Here is a 21,926-nt window from a genome sequence, read left to right on the forward strand (position 1 = left end):
GGTGGGGGTGAGGTCTCGGCCAAAGCCCTTGTCAGAAGGGTGGCAACACCGTCAATATTGGCGAGCACATCATTGTTCCAGAAACGGATGACGCGATAGCCGTCATTTTCGATTATCGTCGTGCGCGGTGCGTCGATTTCGATTACGAGCCGGGCGCGGTGGCTGGCGAAGTCGGTAATATACTGACGGACTGGGACTTGGCGGCGGAAGCGCCAAGCGGGAAAGGCGGTACGCAACAATGTCCAGATTTTCCGTTCGGTATCGGTCATTTCGCTGCGCAATCGGCGAGCCCGCCCCGTAGAACCATCCGGCGGCGTTCGTTTCATGGCGCAACCACACCCCTACCGCTGCGCAATCGGCGAGCCCGCCCCGTAGAACCATCCGGCGGCGTTCGTTTCATGGCGCAACCACACCCCTACCGCTGCGACTAGCGAACAAGTTCGCAAGTCTCGCCGCCTCCCCCATCAAGGGGGAGGGTCAGGCTTTGCTACCCGGCTTTTGGCTTCTTGGGAATATAGCTAAGCTCGCTTGACCTCGCGCGGACGCGGGAGCATCCGCGGCATATGGACTCCCCCATGAAACGCCCCTGGATCGTCATCGCCTGCGCCGCCTTCATTGTCACCCTGGCGATGGGGGTGCGCCAGTCGTTCGGACTGTTCCTGCCGCAGATGAGCGTCGATATCGGGATCAGCCGGTCGGACTTCGGCCTCGCGATGGCGCTGCAGAATCTGCTGTTCGGGCTGGTTCAGCCGTTCGTCGGGGCGCTTGCCGACAAGCATGGCGCGGGGCGGGTCGTCCTCGCGGGGGCGCTGCTCTACGCGTTCGGGCTGATCGGCGCGGCCTTTGCGACCGATGCGATCGGGCTGCACATCAGTTTCGGCATTTTCATCGGCATGGCCCAGTCGGCGACCACCTTTGTCGTCGTGCTCGGCGCCGTCGGCCGCGTCGTCAGCCCCGAAAAGCGCAGCAGCGCGTTCGGCATCGTCACCGCGGGCGGCTCGCTCGGCCAGTTCCTCGTCGTGCCGCTGGCATCGACGCTGCTCGGCGATGTCGGCTATCACCAGACGCTGTGGATCATGGCGGGGCTGGTCGCGCTGTGCGGGCTGCTCGCGATCGGGGTCGCCGGGCGGACCGATGGCGGGCCAGGCCTCGCCGCCGAGGCCGAACAGACCGCGCGCGAGGCGCTGCGCGAAGCGTCGGTCCACAGCGGTTTCTGGCTGCTCAACGCCGGCTTTTTCGTCTGCGGTTTCCACATCGCCTTCATCGCGACGCATCTGCCCGCCTATCTCGACGACAAGGGGCTGGGGATCGCGATCGGGGCGCAGGTGCTGGCGCTGGTCGGGCTTTTCAACATCCTCGGTTCCTATATCTTCGGCCGCGCCGGCGACGTGCTGCGCCAGAAATATGTCCTGTCGGCGCTCTACACCGCGCGCTCGGCGGTGATCGCGCTGTTCCTGTTCGTGCCGCTCACCCACGCCAGCGCGCTGGTGTTCGCGGGGGCGATGGGGTTCCTGTGGCTCGGCACCGTGCCGCTGACCAGCGGCATCGTCGGGCGCATCTTTGGCATCCGCTATCTCTCGATGCTCTATGGCATCGTGTTTTTGAGCCATCAGGTCGGCAGCTTTTTCGGCGCGTGGATGGCGGGGCTGATCTTCGACGCCACCAGCAGCTATAATATCGCCTGGGGCATATCAATCGCGCTCGGGCTGTTCGCCGGACTGGTCCATCTGCCGATCGCCGACGCGCCCGTCAGACGGCTGCAACCGGCGTGAGGTTGCCGCGGCAGGACGGGATCGCACTGGCGCTGTTCGCGCTCATCGCGGTCGGCGGCCTGTGGCTGTGGACCGGGGCGGGGCCGGTCGTCTGGCTCGCCAATGCCGCGATCATGTGCGGCTTTTAGGGCGCGGTGGGCACCGGGACGCGGTTGCAGATCGCTTCGTCATCGGGCTTAGGGTCGGCCGGATCGGGCAGCAAGCGAAACACATGCGCCAGATGCGTCGCCATACGTTCGGGCCGCGCCCGCTTGCCCGCCACGACATCGGCAAAATCGCGGCACGCGATCGCGCTGCGCAGGAAATTGCTGTGCCCGGTCGCGCTGCGCGATACGTCGGTGGTGTCGACAATCGTCAGCCCGGCGCGCGAGACCGGGTAACAACGCACCGGCAGCCCCTTGGCCTTCAGGTCAGCGGCCTCGAACGGATCGAAGCAATAGGGCGAGCCGAGCCGCGGATAGCCGTGCAGCGCGCGCGATGCGGCCAGCGCCTTGTCGGCGTGTGAGACATAGACGGTGATTCGCCGGTCGTTGGCGACGCGGCGCGGCGACAGCACCTCTTCCTCGATGTCGCGTTCGAATGTTTCGCGGTCGATGTCGGGCGACGCCAGGATGACGTTCGAGATGTTGCTGCTGTCGGCGCTGCTCGACGCGCGGTCGACGTAGGAGATTGCGGGGATGACCAGCCGCGCGCCCAGCGAGTGCGACACGACGACGATTTCCTTGACCCACGGCCGCTCGGCCAGCGTCTTCAGAAAGTCGCGGAAATTGCGGACGTCGTGATACATGTTGGTCTCGTCGACCGCATAGCTCAGCACTTCGCCCTGCGATGGCCAGCTATATTCAATCACCGGCCCGTCGAACCCGGTCATCCGCGCGATCTGCGCGGCGTCCTTTGATGTCGTCTCGAACGTCTCGCGATAGCCGTGGACATACAGCAGGACGCGCCCCTGCCGCCGGTCGGTTTCGGCCTGCAGGGCCGTCCACCAGTCGGCTGAGTTCTGGAACGCCATCGGGGTCCGCAGCTTTTTCTTGCCAGCCACCTCGATCTCGCCCGGCGCGGCAAAGCGGCCATAGCGAATCTTGTCGCCGCGGTGGCGCAGCAGGCTGATGTCGGGCGTGCGGCAGTCGGGCAGGCGGCTGGTCGCAAAAAACAGCGGCAGCGCCTCGCCGTCGACCACCGCGCCGGGCTGGGCGGAACAGCGCGGATCGGCGACATAATCGGCGTGGCGAACCTTGCCATAATCGACCGCAGCGATGCAGCCCGACAGGGTCAGGGCAGCGGTTGCCACCATCAGGCGGCGGCGCAACATCACTTGCCGATGACGCTTTCGGGCAGGTCTTCGCCGAACACGCGCTGATAATATTCGGCGACGATCATCCGCTCGGCCTCATCGCATTTGTTGAGGAAGGTCAGCCGAAAGGCAAAGCCAATATTGTTGAAGATCGCGGTGTTCTGCGCCCAGCTGATCACCGTGCGCGGGCTCATCACGGTCGAAATGTCGCCGTTGATAAAGCCCTGGCGCGACAGGTCGGCGACCTTGACCATATTGGCGACCGTTGTGTCGTCGGTGTTCGGCACCTTGGCCAGGATGATCGCGCTTTCGGTCGCGGCGGGCAGATAGTTCAGGGTGACGACGATGTTCCAGCGGTCCATCTGGCCCTGGTTGATCTGCTGCGTGCCATGATACAGCCCGCTGGTGTCGCCGAGCCCGACGGTGTTCGCGGTCGAGAACAGGCGGAAATGCGGGTTCGGACGGATGACGCGGTTCTGGTCGAGCAGCGTCAGCTTGCCCTCGGTCTCCAGCACCCGCTGGATCACGAACATCACATCGGGGCGCCCTGCATCATATTCGTCGAACACCAGCGCGGTCGGGGTTTGCAGCGCCCAGGGGAGCAACCCTTCGCGGAATTCGGTGACCTGCTGCCCATCGCGCAGCACGATCGCATCGCGCCCGACCAGGTCGATACGGCTGATATGCGCGTCGAGGTTGACGCGGATGCACGGCCATTTCAGCCGCGCCGCGACCTGTTCGATATGGGTCGATTTGCCGGTGCCATGATAGCCCTGCACCATCACGCGGCGGTTGTATTTGAAGCCCGCCAGGATCGCGAGCGTGGTGTCGCCGTCAAAGACATAGGCTGGGTCAAGGTCGGGGACACGCTCGTCCGCCTCGCTGAACGCCGGTACTTTCATATCGATATCGACCCCGAACAGCTCGCGTGCATCGACCTCGACATCGGGCGCCGCAAGCAGCGTCGAGCCGTGGTGATCGGGAAGGCTGTTCGGAATATCGGTCATGTCAAAGATCCAGCGAGGACGGTCGGGAGAGAGTCGCCGGTCGCTCGGCGCTTCGGCTAGCGCGGTATAGGCGTCGGTTTCAGCTTGCAACGCCTTTTCAAAGCAGGCCGAGCGCCTTCATCACCGCCGACTGGTCGTAATAGGGGCGCTCGCACATGATCTTGTCGCTGTCCGGGGCGAAGACAAAGCTGGCCGCCATCCGGATGCGGAACGCCTTGCCCGTCGGCGCGATCGTGCGCGGGCCGAGCTTCAGCGGGCCAAGATGGGTGCCGGTCAGCCAGAATTCGACCAGCACCGTGTCGGTCGCGCCGTCGGCGGCAATCGCGATCACTTCATTCGCCTGATCGGGAAATGGTTCGCGCGACGCGGCGAAATAGGATCGCACCGCCGCCTCGCCGTCAAAGATCGTTCCCGGTCCCAGCAATTCGTAACGCGGATGATCGAAGGTCGCGATGACGCCGTCCCAATCATGGGTGATCTCGAGCGCCATATGGCGGCGGACCACGTCGATACGCGCTTTGTCGAGTTCGGTCATCCCTGCTCTCCCTACGCAAAGGCCTTAGTCTTGCGCAGCAACTGATACGCTGCGACGACCTTGCCCAGCCGCGACTCGAAACTGCGGTCGCCGCCGTTGCGGTCGGGATGATAGCGCCGGACGAGCTCGCTGTAACGCCGCCGCAATGTCGCGCGGTCGGCATCGGCGGGCAGGCCGAGCAATTGCATCGCCGCATGTTCCTCGCGCGACAGGGCGGGGTTGGCCGCCTCGCGCCGCGCCTCGTCCATCCGCTGGCGAAAGCGCGCGCCCAGCGCGTCGATCGGATCCTTGAAATCGGCCCAGCGCGGCGGCAGGTCGGCGCTGCCCGCAGCACGGAACGTGCGGCTTTCGGTCTCCCAGCCGGCGGTCGGTGACTGCGCCGCCATGATCTGGTCGGCGCTCATGCCCTCGAAAAAATTATAGCCGGCGTTGAATTCGCGGACATGGTCGAGGCATAGCCAGCGATATTGCGGCGGCCCATCGGGCGAGCGGGTCCACGACAGTGGGGCGCGAAACTCGCCGGCTTCGCGGCATCCGGGCGCGGCGCAGGGCTCGTCGCGTGAAACGCGGCCATGAAAACGGTTGGGGCGGGGGGACGTGGGCAAAATGCGCTTTCGAGGTGCTGGAGAGGCCTTATAATTTGGCGACGGAGCGCTTATGGTCAACCCCATGAGCAGCAATGGCCCCGTGCAACAAGAGATGGAAAGCCTGCTCAGCGCAGCTTTTCCCGACGCCAATTTCATCCTGAGCAACGATAGCGCGAGCCATCATGGCCATGCCGGCGACGATGGATCGGGCGAATCGCATTTCAGTCTGACCATCGAATGGGCGGGCTTTGCCGGGATGAACCGCGTCGCCCGCCAGCGCACGGTGAACAAGGCGCTCGGCGACCTGCCCGGGCAGCGCGTCCATGCGCTGGCGATCAAGGCGCGCGCGCCGGGGGAATGACGATGGTCGCCAAGGTCAATCTTGCCGCCGCCTTTGCGAAAATCTCCGACGCCTGGAGCCCGCACATCGCGGGCGACATCAACAATTTCCAGATCAAGCTGGTCAAGCTCGACGGCAAGTTCGACTGGCATCACCATGATATAGAGGATGAATTATTCCTCGTTGTTGCCGGGCGAATGAAGATGGGATTGCGAACCGGTGATGTGATCGTCGAACCCGGCGAGTTCATCATCGTGCCGCATGGTGTCGAACATTGTCCCGAGGCGCTGGACGGCGAATGTCATGTCGTGTTGCTCGAACCGCGATCGACGCTGAACACCGGCAATGTCGAAACCGCAAAGACACGGCGAACGCTGGAAAGGCTGGACTGACCGATGCAAATCATCACCCCCTCGACTCACGATCTGGGTGCCTTTGAGGTGCGGCGGACGCTGCCCAGTAAATCGCGCACGATGGTCGGGCCATTCATCTTCGTCGACCAGTTCGGCCCGGCGCATTTCGACATCGGCGCGGGCATGGACGTGCGCCCGCATCCGCATATCAACCTTGCGACCGTCACCTATTTGTTCGACGGCGCGATCGAGCATCGCGATAGCCTGGGCACGCTGGCGACGATCCGCCCCGGGGCTTGCAACCTGATGACCGCGGGCCGCGGCATCGTCCATTCGGAACGCACCCCGGCGGCCGAACGCGCCACCGGATCGGGCATTTCGGGGATGCAGACCTGGCTCGCGCTGCCCGATGGCAAGGAAGAGATCGACGCGGCGTTCGAGCATGTTGCGAAAGAGGATTTGCCGCTGATCGAGGATGGTGGCGTGTCGGCGCGGGTGATCATGGGCAGCCTGTGGGGCAAGGCGTCGCCGATCACCCAGCATGCCGCGACCATCTATGCCGATATCCTGATGAACGCGGGCGCGGCGATCCCGATCGAAGCCGAGGCCGACGAGCGGGCGGTGCTGGTGGCGCTCGGCGACGCGAGCCTCGATGGCGAACGGCTCGCCCGTTACAGCCTCTATATCCTGAAACCCGGGCAGGTGATGACGCTGCGCGCCGACACCGACGCGCGCGTGATGCTGCTTGGCGGCGAAGCGTTCCCGACCCCGCGCCACGTGTGGTGGAATTTCGTGAGCTCGTCGCGCGACCGCATCAATCAGGCGAAGCATGACTGGAAAGACGGCAAATTTCCGCTCGTCCCCGGCGACAGCGACGAATTTATTCCGATCCCCGAGGTGCCGAAAACCGTGAGCTATCCTTAGCGAGACGGCAAACTCGGGGCGTAGCGAGAAGCGGAATGGCGGCTAGCGACCGATTGCGGACGTTCTCTCGTCACTTCGTCATTCCCGCGAAAGCGGGAACCCAGCGAGCCAGCGTCGCAACTGGGTTCCCGCTTTCGCGGGAATGACGAGGAGGGCGTAAGGCCGCCCCCCATCCCAAAGGCGGACAATTCTCACCGGATGTCCTGGGTAACGCACGGTTGTGCCTACTTGCCAGCCGCAACGATCCCCGCCAGATTGGTTTTGAAAAGAAACCAAAGCAGCCCAAGGGAGCGATGCCGATGACCGGCGATTTCGAACAGCAGCGCGTGAAGCTCTCGGCCGGGGTCGAACTCGACGTCGTCGACATCGGCCCGCGCGATGCGCCGGTGCTGATCTTTCTCCACGGCTTTCCCGAATCGCACCGCACCTGGCGGTATCAGTTGCCGCATTTCGCGACCCGCTTCCGCTGCATCGCTCCCGATCAGCGCGGTTATCGCGGATCGTCGAAGCCGCAGGACGCCGAATCCTATACCCCCGACAAATTGATCGCCGATATTTTTGCCCTCGCCGACGCGCTCGGCGTCGGCGCGTTCACGATCGTCGGCCACGACTGGGGCGGCGCGATTGCCTGGGGGGTGGCGCTCGGCGGCCAGCCGAACGGGCTGCATCCGGCGTGGTCGGGGCGCGTGACCCGCGCGGTCATCGCCAATGCCCCGCATCCGGCAATCTTTCAGCGCCTGCTGTTCACCAATGAACAGCAGCGCGCGGCGAGCCAATATATCAGCATTTTCCGCGACCCGGCGAGCGACGCGATGATCGAGGAGCATGGCATCGCCGGGATCCTCGCCCACGCCTTTGCCGGGAGGGTGCCGAGCGGCGGCATCCAGCCGCCTGACGAGATTGCGCGATTGCTTAAGGATTGGGAGGACCGCGACGCCTGCCGCGCGATGATCAATTGGTACCGCGGCTCACCCGCGATCGTCCCGGCGATGGACGCACCCTATGTCGAGCCGCCCGCGATGCCGTTTCCCAAACTCACCATCCCGACGCTGGTGGTCTGGGCGCTCGACGATGTTGCGCTGCCGCCATGCAATCTTGACGGGATCGCCGACCTCGTCCCCGATGTGCGGATCGTGCATGTCGCCGATTGCGGCCATTTCGTGCCGTGGGAGGCGCCGGATGCCGTTAATGCCGCGATGGACGACTTTCTGACAAAGGGCTGATCGCGGCGATATCCTTTTGCCCCAAAAAAGGGTGGCGGGCGGCGTGTTCGCCGCCCGCCTGGGGGGGGCTGGTAAGGCGTATCGATGACACGCGAAAGGGTCTGTCCAACGGCAGTTTTCCCCCATTTTCTGCCGTCATCCGAAGATTTTGGAGGGGCGAGTTAACCATAGGTTTGGTGCAAATGTCAGGCTTTCACATTCTCCCCAACTTGCCATACTCGTGTCATGGAAGTGGGAGGACTCAGGGTCGCCTCGATCGTTGATCGGATCGACGGGCCAGTGAATTGGACGATCGAACGCGATGTCCATGTGCTGTATCTGTACGAAGCGGGCAGCTATCACTGGCTTGAAACATGGCTCGATGACCAGCGCACGTCGCTGGGCGATCCGCTGCCCGGCGAGATGTGGCTGGCGCCCGCCGGGCGTCGCTATCATGGCACTGCCAAAGGCGGCGGAGTTCGCTATATCGAGGTTGAAATTCCCGCCGCGCGGCTGGTGGTGGCGCCCGACATGCGCGCGCTGGCGGGCCATTATGACCCGACGCTGGCGGCGCTGGTGCGCGCCGTCGCCGCGGGGGATGGCGCGGCGGTCGATCCGCTGATCACGATCCTGGCCAAAACGCTGGAAACGATGGTCGTTCGCCCCGCCCCGCCCGCGGTAACCCAGCGGATCAACGATCTGATGGCCTATATCCAGACCCAGCTCGAACTGTCGCTGACCGTCGAGGAAATGGCGGCCGTAGTGGGCATGTCGGTGAACAGCCTGATCGTCCATTTCGCGCGCGCGACAGGATATACACCGGCCCAATATATGCTGCGCCAACGGCTCCGCCGCGCCTGCTGGTTTCTGATGCACCGACCGTTGTCGGTGGCCGAAATCGCCTTTGCCACCGGCTTTTCCAGCCATGCGCATCTGTGCGCGATCTTTCGCCGCAAGCTGGGCACGTCGCCGGGCGATTGGCGACGGCGTCATATATCGGCCATTCTGCCGCCAGCCTGGGAGGAATAAGCGATGTCGCACACCGCGATCATGTTGCTCGCCGGAGTGGCGCTGTTGGCCGTGCTGCGGCTGACGATCCGCTACGCGGCGCGGGCGACGCGCATTTTCCTGATCCTGTGGTTCGTCGTCGCGGTCGGCAACCTGCTCGTCGGCGTCCTTTACGCCGGTTACGGCTGGGCCGAGGAAGCGATGATCGGCCTGCTCGTGTTCGGGGTTCCGGCGGCAATCGCGCTCGCCGCCCGCCGCCTCGCGGGTTAGTTTTCCGGCCGCAGCAAACAGCCGCTGACCCCGGTATAGCGCGCGCTGCGGGACGCGAGCAGGGGGACGCTGCCGGTCACCGTCGTGGTCGCCGGGTCTTCGCTCAGCGACACCATTTCCATGCCGGGTTCAAAATCGCTCTGACAGCTGTCCAGGCTGCGCCCCTGGACATAGCGGCACGAGCAGCCGACCCGCGCCGCATAGGCCGAACCGAGTTCGGCCTGCGCCTTGAACGACGGAAATTTCCAGATAGCAAAGAGGGCGAACAGCACGGCGGCCACCAGCGCCCAGGGCAGGCAACCGCCCCAGCGACTGGGCTTTTTGCGCGGCGGCGGCGGCGTTCCGGCCGGTGTTTCGGGCGGCGGTGCCGCGGTCGGCGTCTCGCCCGTTGAAGGACCGGTCGGGTTGGTGCTAGTCACTGGTCCCATGATCACGAAAAAACGGCTGCTGGCAAGTGCCGCTCTCGCGATGCTCGGGGCCCTGTCGCTGGCGCAGGCGGCGGGGCAGGGCAATATTGCGCCTGCGTCGCCCGCGCCGAAGTTCGGCGCGTCGCTCGACGGCGTGGCCGCCACCGATACGCTGCAACCGCTGCCCGCCTTGCCCGCCGCGATCAAGGCGCGCGCCGACGCGCTGTTTATCGATGCCGACGATGTCGGGCAGACACGCGCGCTGTTCATCCTGCGCGACGGCGAGCCGATCTACGAACGCTATGCCGCGGGCTTCGGCCCCGAAACCAAGCTGATCAGCTGGTCGATGGCGAAAAGCATCACCGCGGTGCTGACCGGTTTCCTTGTCGCCGACGGGCAGTTGGCGCTCGACGGACCGGCGCCGGTGGCGGCGTGGCAGCGCAGCGGCGATCCGCGCGGCGCAATCACCCTCAAACATCTGCTCCACATGTCGGCAGGGCTCGAGCATGTCGAAAATGGCGATCCGGTGTGGCGGGGCGATACCGTTGCGATGCTGTTCGGCGGCGGCGCCCCCGACATGGCGGGGTTTGCAGAGGCGAAACCCGCGGCGGCCCAGCCGGGCGAGATCTTCAACTATAGTTCGGCGACCAGCGTCATCCTGTCGGACATCCTGGCCGACACGCTGACCCCGTCGCAAAGTCCGGCGGCGCGGCGCGACGCGATGCGCGAATTCATCGCGGGCCGCCTTGTCGAACCGCTCGGCATGACCAGTTTGACGCCGGAATTCGACGCCAGCGGCACGATGATCGGCGGCTCGATCATGCACGCGACGGCGCGCGATTACGCGCGTTTCGGCGAATTCCTGCGCAATCATGGCGTGGTGAACGGCCAGCGGCTGCTGCCCGAAAGCTGGATGGACTTCATGCTCAGCCCGTCGGCGAACGACCGCGGTTATGGCGGGCATATCTGGCTCAACCGCGCCCGCCCGGCAGGCGCCCAAGCCGCGCTATGGCCCGACCGTGGGCCGAACGACCTGTTCGCCTGCATCGGTCATCAGGGGCAATATATCATCGTGTCGCCATCGCAGCGGGTGACGATCGTCCGGCTGGGGGTCACCAAGGGCGACCAGTTTCCGGCGCTGCGCCGCCATCTCGCGGATTTGACCGCAGCGCTTTGACCGGCGCGGGCCACGCCGGGCGCCGATCGCCCAAAGTTCAGGAAAGTTCAGCCTAGTGCAGCGCCTGATTTGGACGTCGCGGCGTGCTGGGCGCGCCCGGCACCTTTTGCCGTGGTCGCGCCGCACGCCAGGCCGGGACCGCATTATCTACCAAATGAAAGAGCAGGATGAAGGCTGACACAGCGGAATAATGTAGGACAGCGTTTTTTTTGAGCGGCGGATGTCCGCTTTGGGGTGGGGAGCGGACATCACCCACCCTCGTCATTCCCGCGAAAGCGGGAACCCAGCAGCAACGTCGGACTGGGTTCCCGCTTTCGCGGGCATGACGAAGTGATGGGGAATCGAATGTCGTCTGCCGGTCGAAAGCCGACCGAAGTTTCGTCTTATAGCAGGAAGTCGCCGACCAGCGTCGTGACGCAGCGACCGGTCAGTTCGACCATGCTGCCGTCGAGGCGGCAACCGACATGGCCGCCGCGGGCACTCGCCTGATACGCCGCGAAAGCATCGCGCCCCAGCCGTGCCGCCCAATAGGGGGCGAGCACGCTATGCGCCGATCCGGTCACCGGATCCTCGTCGATCCCGGCACCCGGCGCGAAGCAACGGCTGACGACATCGGCACCCGACGGATCACCATCGCCGGGCGCGGTCGCGATATACAGCACGTCGCCGCCGTCCTTAAGCGCGCGGAAATCGGGGGTCAGCGCGCGGACGTTCGCCGCATCGCGATAGGCGATGATCGCATAGCCGCCCGGGTGCCATTGCGTGTCCGCCGGATCGCCGCCGAGGGCGCGGACGATGTCGGGCATGGCCTTGGGCGCAGGCGGATAAGCGGGAAGCGCCATCCGATACCCCTCGTCGTCACCATTGCGGGCGACCTGCAAGATCCCGGCCTTGCGGGTGCGAAAGCGCATCTCCTGCCGCCACGGCGCCGCCGACAACAGCACATGGCCGCTGGCCAGCGTCGCATGGCCGCACAGCGCGACCTCGACCGTCGGGGTGAACCAGCGCAGCTCATAATCGGCCTCGCCGCTTTCATCGGGGATCAGGAAGGCGGTTTCGGCGAGGTTGTTCTCGGCCGCGATCGCCTGCAGCACGCCATCGCCCAGCCATTCCTCGAGCGGCATCACCGCGGCGGGGTTGCCGGTGAAGGCGCGATCGGCAAAGGCATCGACCTGGCTGATCGGTAGCCGCCGCGCCGCGCTCATGGATAGAGCATCCCGCTCGACCAGCTATCGCCGGTGCGGGTGAACAGGGTGCGTTCGTGCAGCCGGTGCGCGCGGTCCTGCCAGAATTCGATCGCGGCGGGGGTCACCCGCCATCCCGACCAGCGCGGCGGGCGGGGGACATCCTGTCCGTCGAACCGCGCCTGCATGGCGGCAAAACGCGCCTCGAACGTCGCACGATCGGCCAGTGGGCGCGACTGGTCGCTCGCCCAGGCGCCGAGCTGGCTGTCGCGGCCGCGCGTCGCGAAATAGGCGTCGGCGGTGGCATCGTCGACCGGGCTCACCGGCCCTTCGATGCGGATCTGCCGCCGCAGCGATTTCCAGTGAAACAGCAACGCGACATGCGGGTTCGCCGCCAGCTCGCCGCCCTTGCGGCTGTCGAGGTTGGTGTAAAACACAAACCCGTCGGGGCCATGCCCCTTGAGCAGCACCATGCGGAGCGACGGGTGACCATCGGCGGTGGTCGTCGCGAGCGCCATCGCATTGGCGTCGTTGAGCTCGCTGGCGCGCGCGTCGGCGAACCATCGATCGAACAGGGCAAAGGGGTCATCGCTCATCCGCCCGGTCATAATGCGGCGCGCGATGACGCGAAAGGCGGAACTTGACCGTTTGGCGACACATTACCACATCGACGCGCAATCGGGCCTTCCCGGCCAATCACTTATCGGGCTACAGGAACACCATGGCAGATCCCTATTCCATCCTGGGCGTCGCAAAAGGCGCGAGCGAAGCCGAGGTCAAATCGGCCTATCGCAAGCTCGCCAAGCAATTGCACCCCGACAAGAACAAGGACAATCCGAAGGCGTCGGAGAAATTTTCCGAGGTCACGCGGGCGTATGACATCCTGTCCGACAAGACCAAGCGGGCGCAGTTCGACCGCGGCGAGATCGACGGCGACGGCAATCCGGCGATGCCGTTCGGCTATGGCGGTGGCGGCGGGTTCCGCGGCGATCAGCGGACCGGGCCGGGCGGTTTCAGCGGTTTCGGCAACGAGGGCGCCGATTTCGGCGACATTTTTGAAGGCCTGTTCGGGCGTGGCGGTGGTGCCGCGGCGGGCGGCGGGTTCGGCGGCTTTGGCGGTCGCAGCGCGCCGCCGCAAAAGGGCGCCAATGTCGCCTATCGCCTGGCGGTGTCGTTCGTCGACGCCGCGACCCAGGCGCCGCAGCGCATTTCGCTCGCTGACGGCGGCACGATCGACCTGAAACTGCCGGCCGGGGTCGAAACCGGCACCCAGATGCGGCTGGCGGGCAAGGGGCAGGCGGGGCCGGGCGGCACCGGCGACGGCATCGTGACGATCACGGTCAAGGATCATCCGTTCTTCGTGCGCGAAGGCGCCAACATCCGCCTCGACCTGCCGGTGACGCTGAACGAGGCGGTCAAGGGCGCCAAGATCAAGGTGCCAACGGTCGACGGCCCGGTGATGCTGTCGATCCCGGCGGGATCGACGTCGGGCAAGGTCATGCGGCTGAAGGGCAAGGGGTTCAGCCAGAAGGGCGGCGACCGCGGCGATCAGCTGGTGCGGTTGATGATCGACCTGCCCGCGGACGACGATGCGCTGGTCGCGCTGCTCGGCGGATGGACCGATCCGCGCGCGGTCCGGGCCGACCTCGGCGTGTGATGCGTGACTGAGAGGGCCGATCAAAAGGCGGCGGATGCGCTGGCCAAACAGGTTACCGAGGAAGTCGGCAAAGAGTTTCTGGCCGAGGGTCATTCGCCGCATTCGCCCGAAGCGCGCGCCGAACGCGCCAAGCGGATCAAACTGCGCGCGCGGGCGCAGGGCGTATTTGATGCCGGTCGTCAGCGGCTCGGTCCGGGGACGCGGGCGTTTCATATCGTCCGCCGCGTCGTCGTCGGTACCTATACCGACGGGTTCATCCACGCCGGCAATCTCGCCTATCTGGCGTTGATCGCCCTGTTTCCCTTCTTCATCCTGCTCGCCGCCGCCTTTTCGCTGATCGGCGGCAGTGTCGGGGGTGAGGCGGCGATCGAGGCGGTGTTCTCGACCATGCCGCCGTCGGTCGCCAGCGCGCTGGCGGGGCCGATCCGCGAAGTGATGACCGCGCGCACCGGCATTTTCCTGTGGCTCGGCGCGCTCGTCGCGCTGTGGACGGTCGGCAGCCTGATCGAAACGGTGCGCGACATATTGCGCCGCGCCTATGGCACCCATTTCAGCAAGGGTTTTTTCCATTACCGGCTGCTGTCGATCGGCATCATCACCGGCGCCGTCGTGCTGATGCTGCTGTCGTTCAGCATGCAGGTGCTGATCGTCGGGGTCGAACAATTTGTCAGCCGCGTCCTGCCCGAACAATATCAGGCCGTGGGCGTGGTCGCGATTTCGCGCGGCGTGTCAGGGCTCGGGCTGTTCCTTGCCATCTACATGCTGTTCTACAGCCTGACCCCGTCGAAATACCGGCGGCTGAAGCAATGCCCGAAATGGCCGGGCGCGCTGTTCACCACCCTATGGTGGATCGGCGTGACGCTCGCGTTGCCGCCGCTGCTCGCCAGCCTGCTCAGCTATGATGCGACCTATGGCAGCCTGGCGGGGGTGATGGTCGCGCTGTTCTTTTTCTACCTCGTCGGATTGGGTATGGTGATGGGCGCCGAACTCAACGCCGCACTCGTCGAGGTTGAGGATTTGGGCCATGACGCTATTGGGCGCATCGACGATGTAATGTTTGAAGCCAAAAAGGCCGGAGAAATAGAATGACGGGTCTGATGACGGGCAAGCGCGGGTTGATCATGGGGCTCGCCAACGACAAGTCGCTGGCGTGGGGCATCGCCAAGGCACTGCACGCACATGGTGCGGAGCTGGCGATTTCGTATCAGGGCGATGTGATGCTCAAGCGGGTGAAGCCGCTCGCCGACGAGCTCGGCTGCGATTTCCTGATCGACTGCGACGTGTCGGATATGGACAATCTGGATGCGGCGTTTGCGACGCTGTCGGCGCGCTGGCCGACGATCGACTTCGTCGTGCACGCGATCGGCTATACCAACAAGGAGGCGCTGCGCGGCCATTATGCCGATGTGACGCTCGACGACTTCCTGATGACGATGAACATCAGCGTTTACAGCTTTACCGCGGTCGCCAAGCGCGCGGCGTCGATGATGACACCGTTCGATCCCGAAACCGGCAACGGCGGCGGCTCGCTGCTGACCTTGAGCTATTATGGCGCCGAAAAGGTGATCCCGCATTACAATGTGATGGGCGTGGCGAAGTCGGCGCTGGAAACCAGCGTCAAATATCTCGCCAACGACTATGGCCCGCAGGGGGTGCGCGTGAACGCGATTTCGGCCGGCCCGATCAAGACACTCGCCGCGTCGGGGATCGGCGATTTTCGCCTGATCCTGAAGTGGAATGAACATAATGCACCGCTGCGCCGCAATGTCACGATCGACGATGTTGGCGGTTCGGCGCTGTACCTGCTCAGCGATCTGGCGAGCGGGGTCACCGGCGAAACGCACCATGTCGATGCCGGATACCACACCGTCGGAATGAAACAGGAAGACGCGCCGGATATCGCACTTGTCTAGAACCCTCTCCCCTTGGGGGAGAGGGAGGGGCCCGTCGCGAAGCGATGGGAGGGAGAGGGCGTGACGAAGAGTCGTTTCGATATGCGCGACGGCACCGTCGATCGGGCGCGCCGTTTGCGCCGAGATTCCACGCCGGCCGAAAAGAAACTCTGGTCTGTGCTTCGTGCGGGCAATCTAAGCGGTTTCAAGTTTCGTCGCCAGCAACGGATCGGTCCTTTCATCGCCGACTTTGCCTGTCAATCGGCCCGACTGGTGATAGAGGTCGATGGCGATAGCCATGCGGCGCAAATCGACTATGACGCGCGGCGAACGGAATTTCTGGCGCGAGAAGGATATCGGGTGCTGCGTTTCACGAACCGAGAGGTGATGACCAATCTTGGGGGCGTTTGCCGGGCGATCGAGATTGTTTTTGCGGGCGATCCCTCACCCTCCCACGCGGCTGCGCCGCGCGGGCCCCTCCCTCTCCCCCAAGGGGAGAGGGAAATATGAGTTTCAACAGCTTCGGACGCGTCCTTCGCTTCACGACCTGGGGGGAAAGCCATGGCCCCGCGCTCGGCGCCGTGGTTGACGGCTGCCCGCCGCGGCTGTCGCTGTCCGAAGCCGACATCCAGCCCTTCCTCGACAAGCGTCGCCCCGGCCAGTCGCGCCACACGACGCAGCGGCAGGAACCCGATCAGGTGCGCATCCTGTCGGGGGTGTTCGAGGGCAAGACGACGGGCACCCCGATCAGCCTGATGATCGACAATGTCGATCAGCGGTCGAAGGACTATGGCGACATCGCGCAGGCCTATCGCCCCGGCCACGCCGATTACAGTTATGACGCCAAATATGGCATCCGCGATTACCGGGGCGGCGGCCGATCGAGCGCGCGGGAGACTGCGGCGCGCGTCGCCGCGGGCGGCGTCGCACGGCTGGTCATCCCCGAGGTGCAGATCCACGCCTGGGTCGCCGAAATCGGCGGTGATGCCATCGACCCTGCGAACTTCGACCTCGAAGAAATTGATCGCAATCCGTTTTTCTGTCCCGATCCCGCCGCGGCGCAACGCTGGGAAGCGCTGATGGACGCGGCGCGCAAGGCGGGCAGCTCGCTCGGCGCCGTCATCGAATGTGCCGCCAGCGGGGTTCCCGCCGGGTGGGGGGCGCCGATCTATGCCAAGCTCGACAGCGACCTGGCCGCCGCGATGATGGGAATCAATGCGGTCAAGGGCGTCGAGATCGGTGCCGGCTTTACCGCGGCGCGGCTGCGCGGTGAGGAAAATGCCGATCCGATGCGCCCCGCGACCGACGGCAGCAATCGCCCCGATTTCCTGTCGAACAACGCCGGCGGCATTGCGGGCGGCATTTCGACCGGTCAGCCCGTTGTCGTGCGCGTCGCGTTCAAGCCGACCAGCTCGATCCTGACCCCGGTGCCGACGATCAACAAGGCGGGCGAGGCGGCCGATATCGTCACCAAGGGCCGCCACGATCCGTGCGTCGGCATCCGCGGCGCCCCGGTGGTCGAGGCGATGATGGCGCTCGTCCTCGCCGATCACAAACTCCTCCACCGCGCGCAATGCGGCTGATGCGACGGTAATGGAGTTTATTCAGGCTTTTATCGAAGCGCATCAGGCCGTCATCTCGCTGGTCATTCTGGTCGGCATCTTTGTCGGCTTCATGCTGGAACGCCTGCCTGCGACGGTAATCGCTGTCGTCGGCGCGTGCGTCTATCTGGCGCTCGGCATCCTCGATTCCGATGCGATGTACTCGGTGTTTTCCAACTCGGCGCCGATCGTGATCGGGGCGATGTTTGTGTTGTCGGGCGCGCTGATCCGCACCGGGGTGATCCAGCGCGTTGCCGACGCGATCATGAAGCGCGCCGAAAAACATCCGCGGCTTGCGATTGTCGAGGTGCTCGTCGGGGCGCTCGTCGCCTCGGCGTTCCTGAACAATACGCCGGTGGTGGTCGTGCTGGTGCCGATCATGCTGAAGCTGGCCGAAGTGACGGGGGTCAGCGCCAAGAAGCTGCTGATGCCGCTGTCGATTTCCGCCGTGCTCGGCGGGACGTTAACCCTGATCGGCACTTCGACCAACCTGGTGGTCGATGGCATCGTCCGCGATGCGGGCATGGAGGGTTTCGGCATATTCGAAATCACCCCGATCGGCCTCGTCACCGCGGTGTCGGGGATGATCGGGCTGGCGTTGATGTGGTGGCTGCTTCCGGCCGATAGTCCGATCAAGGGGCCCGCCGGAACGCACGACGCGCACCAATATCTTTCCGAACTTGTGCTGGACGAGGCGGACGACCTTGTTGGCATGACGGTCGAGGCGTTTCGCGACCTGCCGCGCACGGGGCGGATCGTTGGCATTCGCCGCGCGTCGGCGGTGGTTCGCGGCGCCGAGCTGGAGAACTGGATTCTTGCTCCCGGCGACCGCCTGATCGTTCGTGTCGATGGCGCGACCTTGATGACCTGGCGCGAGCAGGGGCGGTTCCGGCTCGGGATCGGTAGCGGCGATCCGGCAGAGGGCGACATGGTCGTCGAAACGATGGTCGCATCGAACCATCCCGCGATCGGCCAGCGCCTGATCGATATTCCCTTTCTGCAAAAGATCCGCGCCCGGATCATCGGCCTCGACCGTCCTGCGCACGAACCCGGCCCCGACCTCGCCAGCGTCCGTATCCGCCCCGCCGACCGCCTGCTCGTCGCCGGCGGCGCGCGCGAGGTCGAGGCGCTGCGCGATAACCCGCACCTGATCGGCGCTGACTTAGCGAAAGTCCGAGCGTTTCGGCGCGGCAAGGCATGGATCGCGATTGTCTGCATGCTCGGCGTCGTCACGCTGGCTGCGCTTAACGTCCTGACCATCGGGGTCGCGGCGATCATTGCGATCGGGGTGATCCTGATCACGCGCTGTATCGACAGCGAAGAGGCGTGGGGGACGATCGACGGCGACGTGCTGATCCTGATCTTCGCGATGCTCGCCGTCGGTCTGGCACTGGAAAACAGCGGCGCGGTCGCGATGATGGTCGGGTGGGTCAAGCCTTCGCTCGCCGATGCTCCGCCCTGGGTACTCGTCTTCGGCATCTATTTCTTCGCGCTAATTCTGTCCGAACTGCTTAGCAACAACGCGGTCGCGGCGCTGATGACGCCAGTGACGTTGGCTATCGCGTCCGAACTGGGGGTGGATCCACGCCCGCTCGTCATCGCGCTGATGATCGGCGCCTCGGCCTGTTTTGCGACCCCGATCGGTTATCAGACGAACACCATTGTCTATGCCGCAGGCGATTACCGCTTCATCGATTTCGTCAAGATCGGCGTGCCGCTCAATATCATCACCGGGGTGTCGACCTGTTTCGCGATCGTGTTTTTCATGACGTGACGCGCCCTTGACGCTGCGCGCTGCGGCGGCTCAAAGGGTGCGCATAACGGGTCCGCAACAGCGCGCCATTCATTAAGAAATTCGAGGGGGACAGCCGCATGGATCGCAAGCTGACTTGGTATATATTGGCGGGCATGGCGCTCGGCGTGGTCGTGGGCTACGCGGTGCACATCGGCGTGGCCGCGGACCAACCGTGGTTCGAATATCTGACCAAGACGTTCAAGCTGCTGTCCGACATCTTCCTCAATCTGATCAAGTTGTTGGTGGCGCCGCTGGTGCTGTCGACGATTGTCGTCGGCATCGCGAACATGGGTGACAGCAGCGCCCTCGGGCGCATCGGGACGCGCGCGATCATCTGGTTCATCACCGCCAGCTTCATCTCGATCGCGCTCGGCCTGCTGATGGTCAATCTGTTCCAGCCGGGCATCGGCGCGCCGATCCCCGATGCGGCAGAGGCGGCAAAGCTGGTGGGCGAGGTCAAGAAGCTCGACGCGTGGGAATTCACCCTGTCGATCTTCCCCAAAAATGCGCTGGAGGCGCTGGCCGCGAACAACATCCTGCAAATCCTGGTCTTTTCGATTTTCGCGGGTGTCGCCTTGTCGGCGATCGGCGAAAAGGGTTCCGCGCTGGTGCGCGGCGCCGACGCGCTCGCCGAAATGATGCTGCAGATTACCGGCTATGTGATGCGTTTTGCGCCGTTCGCGGTGTTCGGCGCAATCGCCAATGTCGTTGCAAAGAGCGGACTTGGCATTTTGGCGACCTATTTCGAACTGCTGGTCGAATTCTATATCTCGCTGTTCTTGCTGTGGATCATCCTGCTGACGATCGGTTGGGGGTTCCTACGCCAGCGCATCTGGATGCTGATCCGCTATATTCGCGAGCCGTTGTTGATCGCCTTTTCGACCGCTTCGTCGGAGGCGGCGCTGCCCAAGATGTTCGAACAGCTCGACCGTTTCGGGGTGCCGCGCCGTATCTCGGGCTTCATGCTGCCCTTGGGCTACAGCTTTAACCTCGATGGTTCGATGATGTATATGAGCTTTGCGACGATCTTTATCGCGCAGGCTTATGGCATCGACCTGTCGATCAGCACCCAGATATTGATCCTGCTGACGCTGATGATCAGTTCAAAGGGCATCGCCGCGGTGCCGCGCGCCAGCTTGGTCGTGATCACCGGCACGCTGGCGCAATTCGGCCTGCCGGTCGAGGGCGTGGCGATCATCCTGGCGATCGACCAGTTCCTTGACATGGGCCGCACCGCCACCAATGTCGTCGGCAACGCGGTGGCGACCAGCGTCATCACCAAGTGGGAGGGCATGCTCGAAGTGCCCGAACCCGCCGACGCCGAACGGCCGCACGCCCCGGCGCATACGCCGCACCATGGAACCCGCGGGCTCGATCTTCGTGATGACATGGGGGCTGGCGGGAACAAGCCTGCGGCCGACTACGCCTGATCGTCAGCGTTCCGGCCGCCCAATTGGGGGCGAGCAAGGGAGCTGAGCCATGGCGGAAGCGATAACGGCCGGAGCCGCAAGCCGCGAGGACGCGCACGCGCGGCGCTTGCAGTGGCGAATGTTCGCCGGTTTCGCGGCCGGGCTGATCGCCGGGCTCGCGGTCCATTATGGCGCCGCCGACGCGCCATGGGTCGATGCGGTTACCGCCTATGTCACCGGACCATTGGGGCAGATATTCCTGCGCCTGCTGTTCATGCTCGTCATTCCGCTGCTGGTGTCGGCGCTGATCGTCGGGGTCGCCGACATGGGCGAGATGCGGGCGCTGAAAAGCATCGGCGTGCGGACCTTGATCTACACCGTGATTGTCGCGACCATTTCGGTGGCGGTCAGCCTGCTCGTCGTCAACCTGCTCCAGCCGGGGGCGGGGGTCGATCCGGCGCTGGCGCGCAGCCTGATCGCCGAGGGGGCCGAGGGCGCGCGCGCGATCACCGAACGGGCGGGTGAGGCCAAGACCGGGATGGACGCGGTCGTCGCGATCGTTCCCGACAATCTGTTTGCGGCGATGAGCGCCAACGACGTGCTCGCGGTCATGTTTTTCGCGCTGTTCTTTGGCGTCGGGCTCATGCTGGTGCAAACACCGCAAACCGCGGCGCTCAAGTCGATGGTCGAGGGCGTGTTCGCGGTCGCGATGAAGCTGATCGGCCTGGTCATTCAGCTCGCGCCGATCGCGATCTTCTGTTTCATGTTCAATCTGGCGTCGCAGTTCGGGTGGGACCTGATCATCCGCCTGTCGGCCTTTGTCGGCGTCGTCCTGCTCGCGCTCGCGCTCCAGATGTTCATCGTGTTCCCGATCATCCTGAAGACGCTGGCGAAGAAATCGCCGGTCGCCTTTTTTCGCGAGACGCAAGAAGCCTTTGTCATGGCCTTTGCCACCGCGTCGTCGAACGCGACCCTGCCGACGGCGCTGCGCGTCGCGCACGACCGCTTGCATCTGCCCGATCGCGTCGCGCGCTTTGTGCTGACGATCGGCGCGACCGCGAACCAGAATGGCACCGCGATGTTCGAGGGGGTGACGGTGATCTTCCTTGCCCAGTTTTTCGGCATCGACCTGACGCTGACGCAGCAGATTTTCGTGATGCTGGTCTGCATCCTGGGCGGCATCGGTACGGCCGGGGTGCCGGCGGGTTCGCTGCCGGTGATTGCGCTGATCCTCGCCTCGGTCGGCATCCCGCCCGAGGGGATCGGCCTGATCCTGGGCGTCGACCGCTTCCTCGACATGTGCCGCACGACGCTCAACGTCATCGGCGATCTGGTCGCCGCGACGGTGGTGTCGGCGGGGGTGACAGAGGAACCGGCGACGCAGCCCGCGGCGCCAGCCCCCTAGTCTTCGCGAACCCCTAGTCTTCGCGAACCTTGTTCTGGCGGTCGGCACGGCTCACCCGATCGGCCGGGGCCGGGCGGGGTTCTGGCGCCGCGGCCGATCGGGTGAGC

25 protein-coding genes are annotated in these 21,926 nt (G+C 64.8%); 17 read left to right on the top strand and 8 right to left on the bottom strand.

The features are described 5' to 3' along the window. The coding region (locus tag FFS68_RS16370; RefSeq protein ID WP_249340202.1) for an endonuclease domain-containing protein at positions 1-269 on the bottom strand (269 nt) is incomplete at its 3' end. Between the two features lie 306 nt (positions 270-575). Here FFS68_RS16370 and FFS68_RS16375 point away from each other — a divergent pair. Together FFS68_RS16375 and FFS68_RS18235 are read left to right on the top strand one after the other, a co-directional pair. After that, positions 576-1,772, top strand: coding sequence for an MFS transporter (locus FFS68_RS16375; protein WP_212742360.1), 1,197 nt, complete (start codon positions 576-578; stop codon positions 1,770-1,772). After that, positions 1,769-1,900 (top strand): hypothetical protein, encoded by a 132-nt coding sequence (locus FFS68_RS18235; protein WP_283214610.1) that lies wholly within the window; start codon positions 1,769-1,771, stop codon positions 1,898-1,900. Before FFS68_RS16375 ends, FFS68_RS18235 begins: the two co-directional genes overlap by 4 nt. Here the strand turns inward: FFS68_RS18235 and FFS68_RS16380 are convergent. From FFS68_RS16380 to FFS68_RS16395, 4 genes are all read right to left on the bottom strand, one after another. Then, on the bottom strand, positions 1,897-3,084 hold the full coding sequence (locus FFS68_RS16380; protein WP_137754286.1) for an alpha/beta hydrolase: 1,188 nt from the start codon (positions 3,082-3,084) through the stop codon (positions 1,897-1,899). The genes FFS68_RS18235 and FFS68_RS16380 overlap by 4 nt on opposite strands. Next, positions 3,084-4,073 (bottom strand): cobaltochelatase subunit CobS, encoded by a 990-nt coding sequence (gene cobS, locus FFS68_RS16385; protein WP_137754268.1) that lies wholly within the window; start codon positions 4,071-4,073, stop codon positions 3,084-3,086. Before cobS ends, FFS68_RS16380 begins: the two co-directional genes overlap by 1 nt. Before the next feature lie 97 nt (positions 4,074-4,170). After that, positions 4,171-4,608 carry a nuclear transport factor 2 family protein gene (locus FFS68_RS16390; protein WP_137754269.1) on the bottom strand — a complete coding sequence of 146 codons (438 nt, stop codon included), beginning with the start codon at positions 4,606-4,608 and terminating at the stop codon, positions 4,171-4,173. An 11-nt stretch (positions 4,609-4,619) separates the two neighbouring features. Continuing rightward, a complete protein-coding gene (locus tag FFS68_RS16395) occupies positions 4,620-5,213 on the bottom strand; it encodes a J domain-containing protein (protein ID WP_249340203.1) in 594 nt (197 codons plus the stop codon). Positions 5,214-5,265: 52 nt separating this feature from the next. Between FFS68_RS16395 and FFS68_RS16400 the strand changes: the two genes are divergently transcribed. The 6 genes from FFS68_RS16400 to FFS68_RS16425 all read left to right on the top strand — a co-directional run bounded on the left by FFS68_RS16400 (position 5,266) and on the right by FFS68_RS16425 (position 9,292). Then, positions 5,266-5,556, top strand: coding sequence for a BolA family protein (locus tag FFS68_RS16400; protein WP_249340204.1), 291 nt, complete (start codon positions 5,266-5,268; stop codon positions 5,554-5,556). After that, positions 5,553-5,927: a cupin domain-containing protein gene (locus FFS68_RS16405; protein ID WP_137754271.1), complete on the top strand. Its 375-nt coding sequence runs from the start codon at positions 5,553-5,555 to the stop codon at positions 5,925-5,927. Before FFS68_RS16400 ends, FFS68_RS16405 begins: the two co-directional genes overlap by 4 nt. Before the next feature lie 3 nt (positions 5,928-5,930). Next, on the top strand, positions 5,931-6,812 hold the full coding sequence (locus tag FFS68_RS16410) for a pirin family protein (RefSeq protein ID WP_137754272.1): 882 nt from the start codon (positions 5,931-5,933) through the stop codon (positions 6,810-6,812). Positions 6,813-7,111: 299 nt separating this feature from the next. Then, positions 7,112-8,035: an alpha/beta hydrolase gene (locus tag FFS68_RS16415; RefSeq protein ID WP_137754273.1), complete on the top strand. Its 924-nt coding sequence runs from the start codon at positions 7,112-7,114 to the stop codon at positions 8,033-8,035. Between the two features lie 279 nt (positions 8,036-8,314). After that, positions 8,315-9,043, top strand: coding sequence for an AraC family transcriptional regulator (locus FFS68_RS16420; RefSeq protein WP_171003929.1), 729 nt, complete (start codon positions 8,315-8,317; stop codon positions 9,041-9,043). A gap of 3 nt (positions 9,044-9,046) precedes the next feature. Then, a complete protein-coding gene (locus FFS68_RS16425) occupies positions 9,047-9,292 on the top strand; it encodes a hypothetical protein (protein WP_137754275.1) in 246 nt (81 codons plus the stop codon). On the opposite strand, the gene FFS68_RS16430 is transcribed toward FFS68_RS16425, so the two are convergent. Beyond that, on the bottom strand, positions 9,289-9,720 hold the full coding sequence (locus FFS68_RS16430; protein WP_171003930.1) for a hypothetical protein: 432 nt from the start codon (positions 9,718-9,720) through the stop codon (positions 9,289-9,291). The genes FFS68_RS16425 and FFS68_RS16430 overlap by 4 nt on opposite strands. Here FFS68_RS16430 and FFS68_RS16435 point away from each other — a divergent pair. Next, entirely contained in the window at positions 9,719-10,876 is a 1,158-nt protein-coding gene (locus FFS68_RS16435; protein WP_137754276.1) for a serine hydrolase, read from the top strand. The two genes, FFS68_RS16430 and FFS68_RS16435, sit on opposite strands and share 2 nt — an antisense overlap. 383 nt (positions 10,877-11,259) lie before the next feature. Here the strand turns inward: FFS68_RS16435 and FFS68_RS16440 are convergent, their stop codons facing one another. Together FFS68_RS16440 and pdxH are read right to left on the bottom strand one after the other, a co-directional pair. After that, entirely contained in the window at positions 11,260-12,081 is an 822-nt protein-coding gene (locus FFS68_RS16440) for a PhzF family phenazine biosynthesis protein (protein WP_137754277.1), read from the bottom strand. Next, positions 12,078-12,656, bottom strand: a complete 579-nt coding sequence (gene pdxH, locus FFS68_RS16445) for a pyridoxamine 5'-phosphate oxidase (protein ID WP_137754278.1) — start codon at positions 12,654-12,656, stop codon at positions 12,078-12,080. Before pdxH ends, FFS68_RS16440 begins: the two co-directional genes overlap by 4 nt. A gap of 125 nt (positions 12,657-12,781) precedes the next feature. Here pdxH and FFS68_RS16450 point away from each other — a divergent pair, with 125 nt between their 5' ends. The 8 genes from FFS68_RS16450 to FFS68_RS16485 all read left to right on the top strand — a co-directional run bounded on the left by FFS68_RS16450 (position 12,782) and on the right by FFS68_RS16485 (position 21,819). Further along, positions 12,782-13,717, top strand: coding sequence for a DnaJ C-terminal domain-containing protein (locus FFS68_RS16450; RefSeq protein ID WP_137754279.1), 936 nt, complete (start codon positions 12,782-12,784; stop codon positions 13,715-13,717). A 3-nt stretch (positions 13,718-13,720) separates the two neighbouring features. Next, entirely contained in the window at positions 13,721-14,806 is a 1,086-nt protein-coding gene (locus FFS68_RS16455) for a YihY/virulence factor BrkB family protein (protein ID WP_137754280.1), read from the top strand. Further along, positions 14,803-15,630 carry an enoyl-ACP reductase FabI gene (fabI, locus tag FFS68_RS16460; RefSeq protein WP_137754281.1) on the top strand — a complete coding sequence of 276 codons (828 nt, stop codon included), beginning with the start codon at positions 14,803-14,805 and terminating at the stop codon, positions 15,628-15,630. The genes FFS68_RS16455 and fabI overlap by 4 nt, the downstream gene beginning before the upstream one ends. Positions 15,631-15,690: 60 nt before the next feature. Further along, on the top strand, positions 15,691-16,119 hold the full coding sequence (locus tag FFS68_RS16465; RefSeq protein WP_212742361.1) for an endonuclease domain-containing protein: 429 nt from the start codon (positions 15,691-15,693) through the stop codon (positions 16,117-16,119). Then, positions 16,116-17,192 (top strand): chorismate synthase, encoded by a 1,077-nt coding sequence (aroC, locus tag FFS68_RS16470; RefSeq protein WP_137754282.1) that lies wholly within the window; start codon positions 16,116-16,118, stop codon positions 17,190-17,192. The genes FFS68_RS16465 and aroC overlap by 4 nt, the downstream gene beginning before the upstream one ends. Positions 17,193-17,202: 10 nt before the next feature. Continuing rightward, entirely contained in the window at positions 17,203-18,984 is a 1,782-nt protein-coding gene (locus tag FFS68_RS16475) for an SLC13 family permease (RefSeq protein WP_137754283.1), read from the top strand. A gap of 98 nt (positions 18,985-19,082) precedes the next feature. Further along, positions 19,083-20,435: a dicarboxylate/amino acid:cation symporter gene (locus FFS68_RS16480; protein ID WP_137754284.1), complete on the top strand. Its 1,353-nt coding sequence runs from the start codon at positions 19,083-19,085 to the stop codon at positions 20,433-20,435. Positions 20,436-20,484: 49 nt separating this feature from the next. Continuing rightward, positions 20,485-21,819: a dicarboxylate/amino acid:cation symporter gene (locus FFS68_RS16485; RefSeq protein WP_137754285.1), complete on the top strand. Its 1,335-nt coding sequence runs from the start codon at positions 20,485-20,487 to the stop codon at positions 21,817-21,819. Positions 21,820-21,926 lie beyond the last annotated feature (107 nt).

Source organism: Sphingopyxis sp. L1A2A (genome assembly GCF_005502465.1).
Lineage (GTDB): Bacteria > Pseudomonadota > Alphaproteobacteria > Sphingomonadales > Sphingomonadaceae > Sphingopyxis.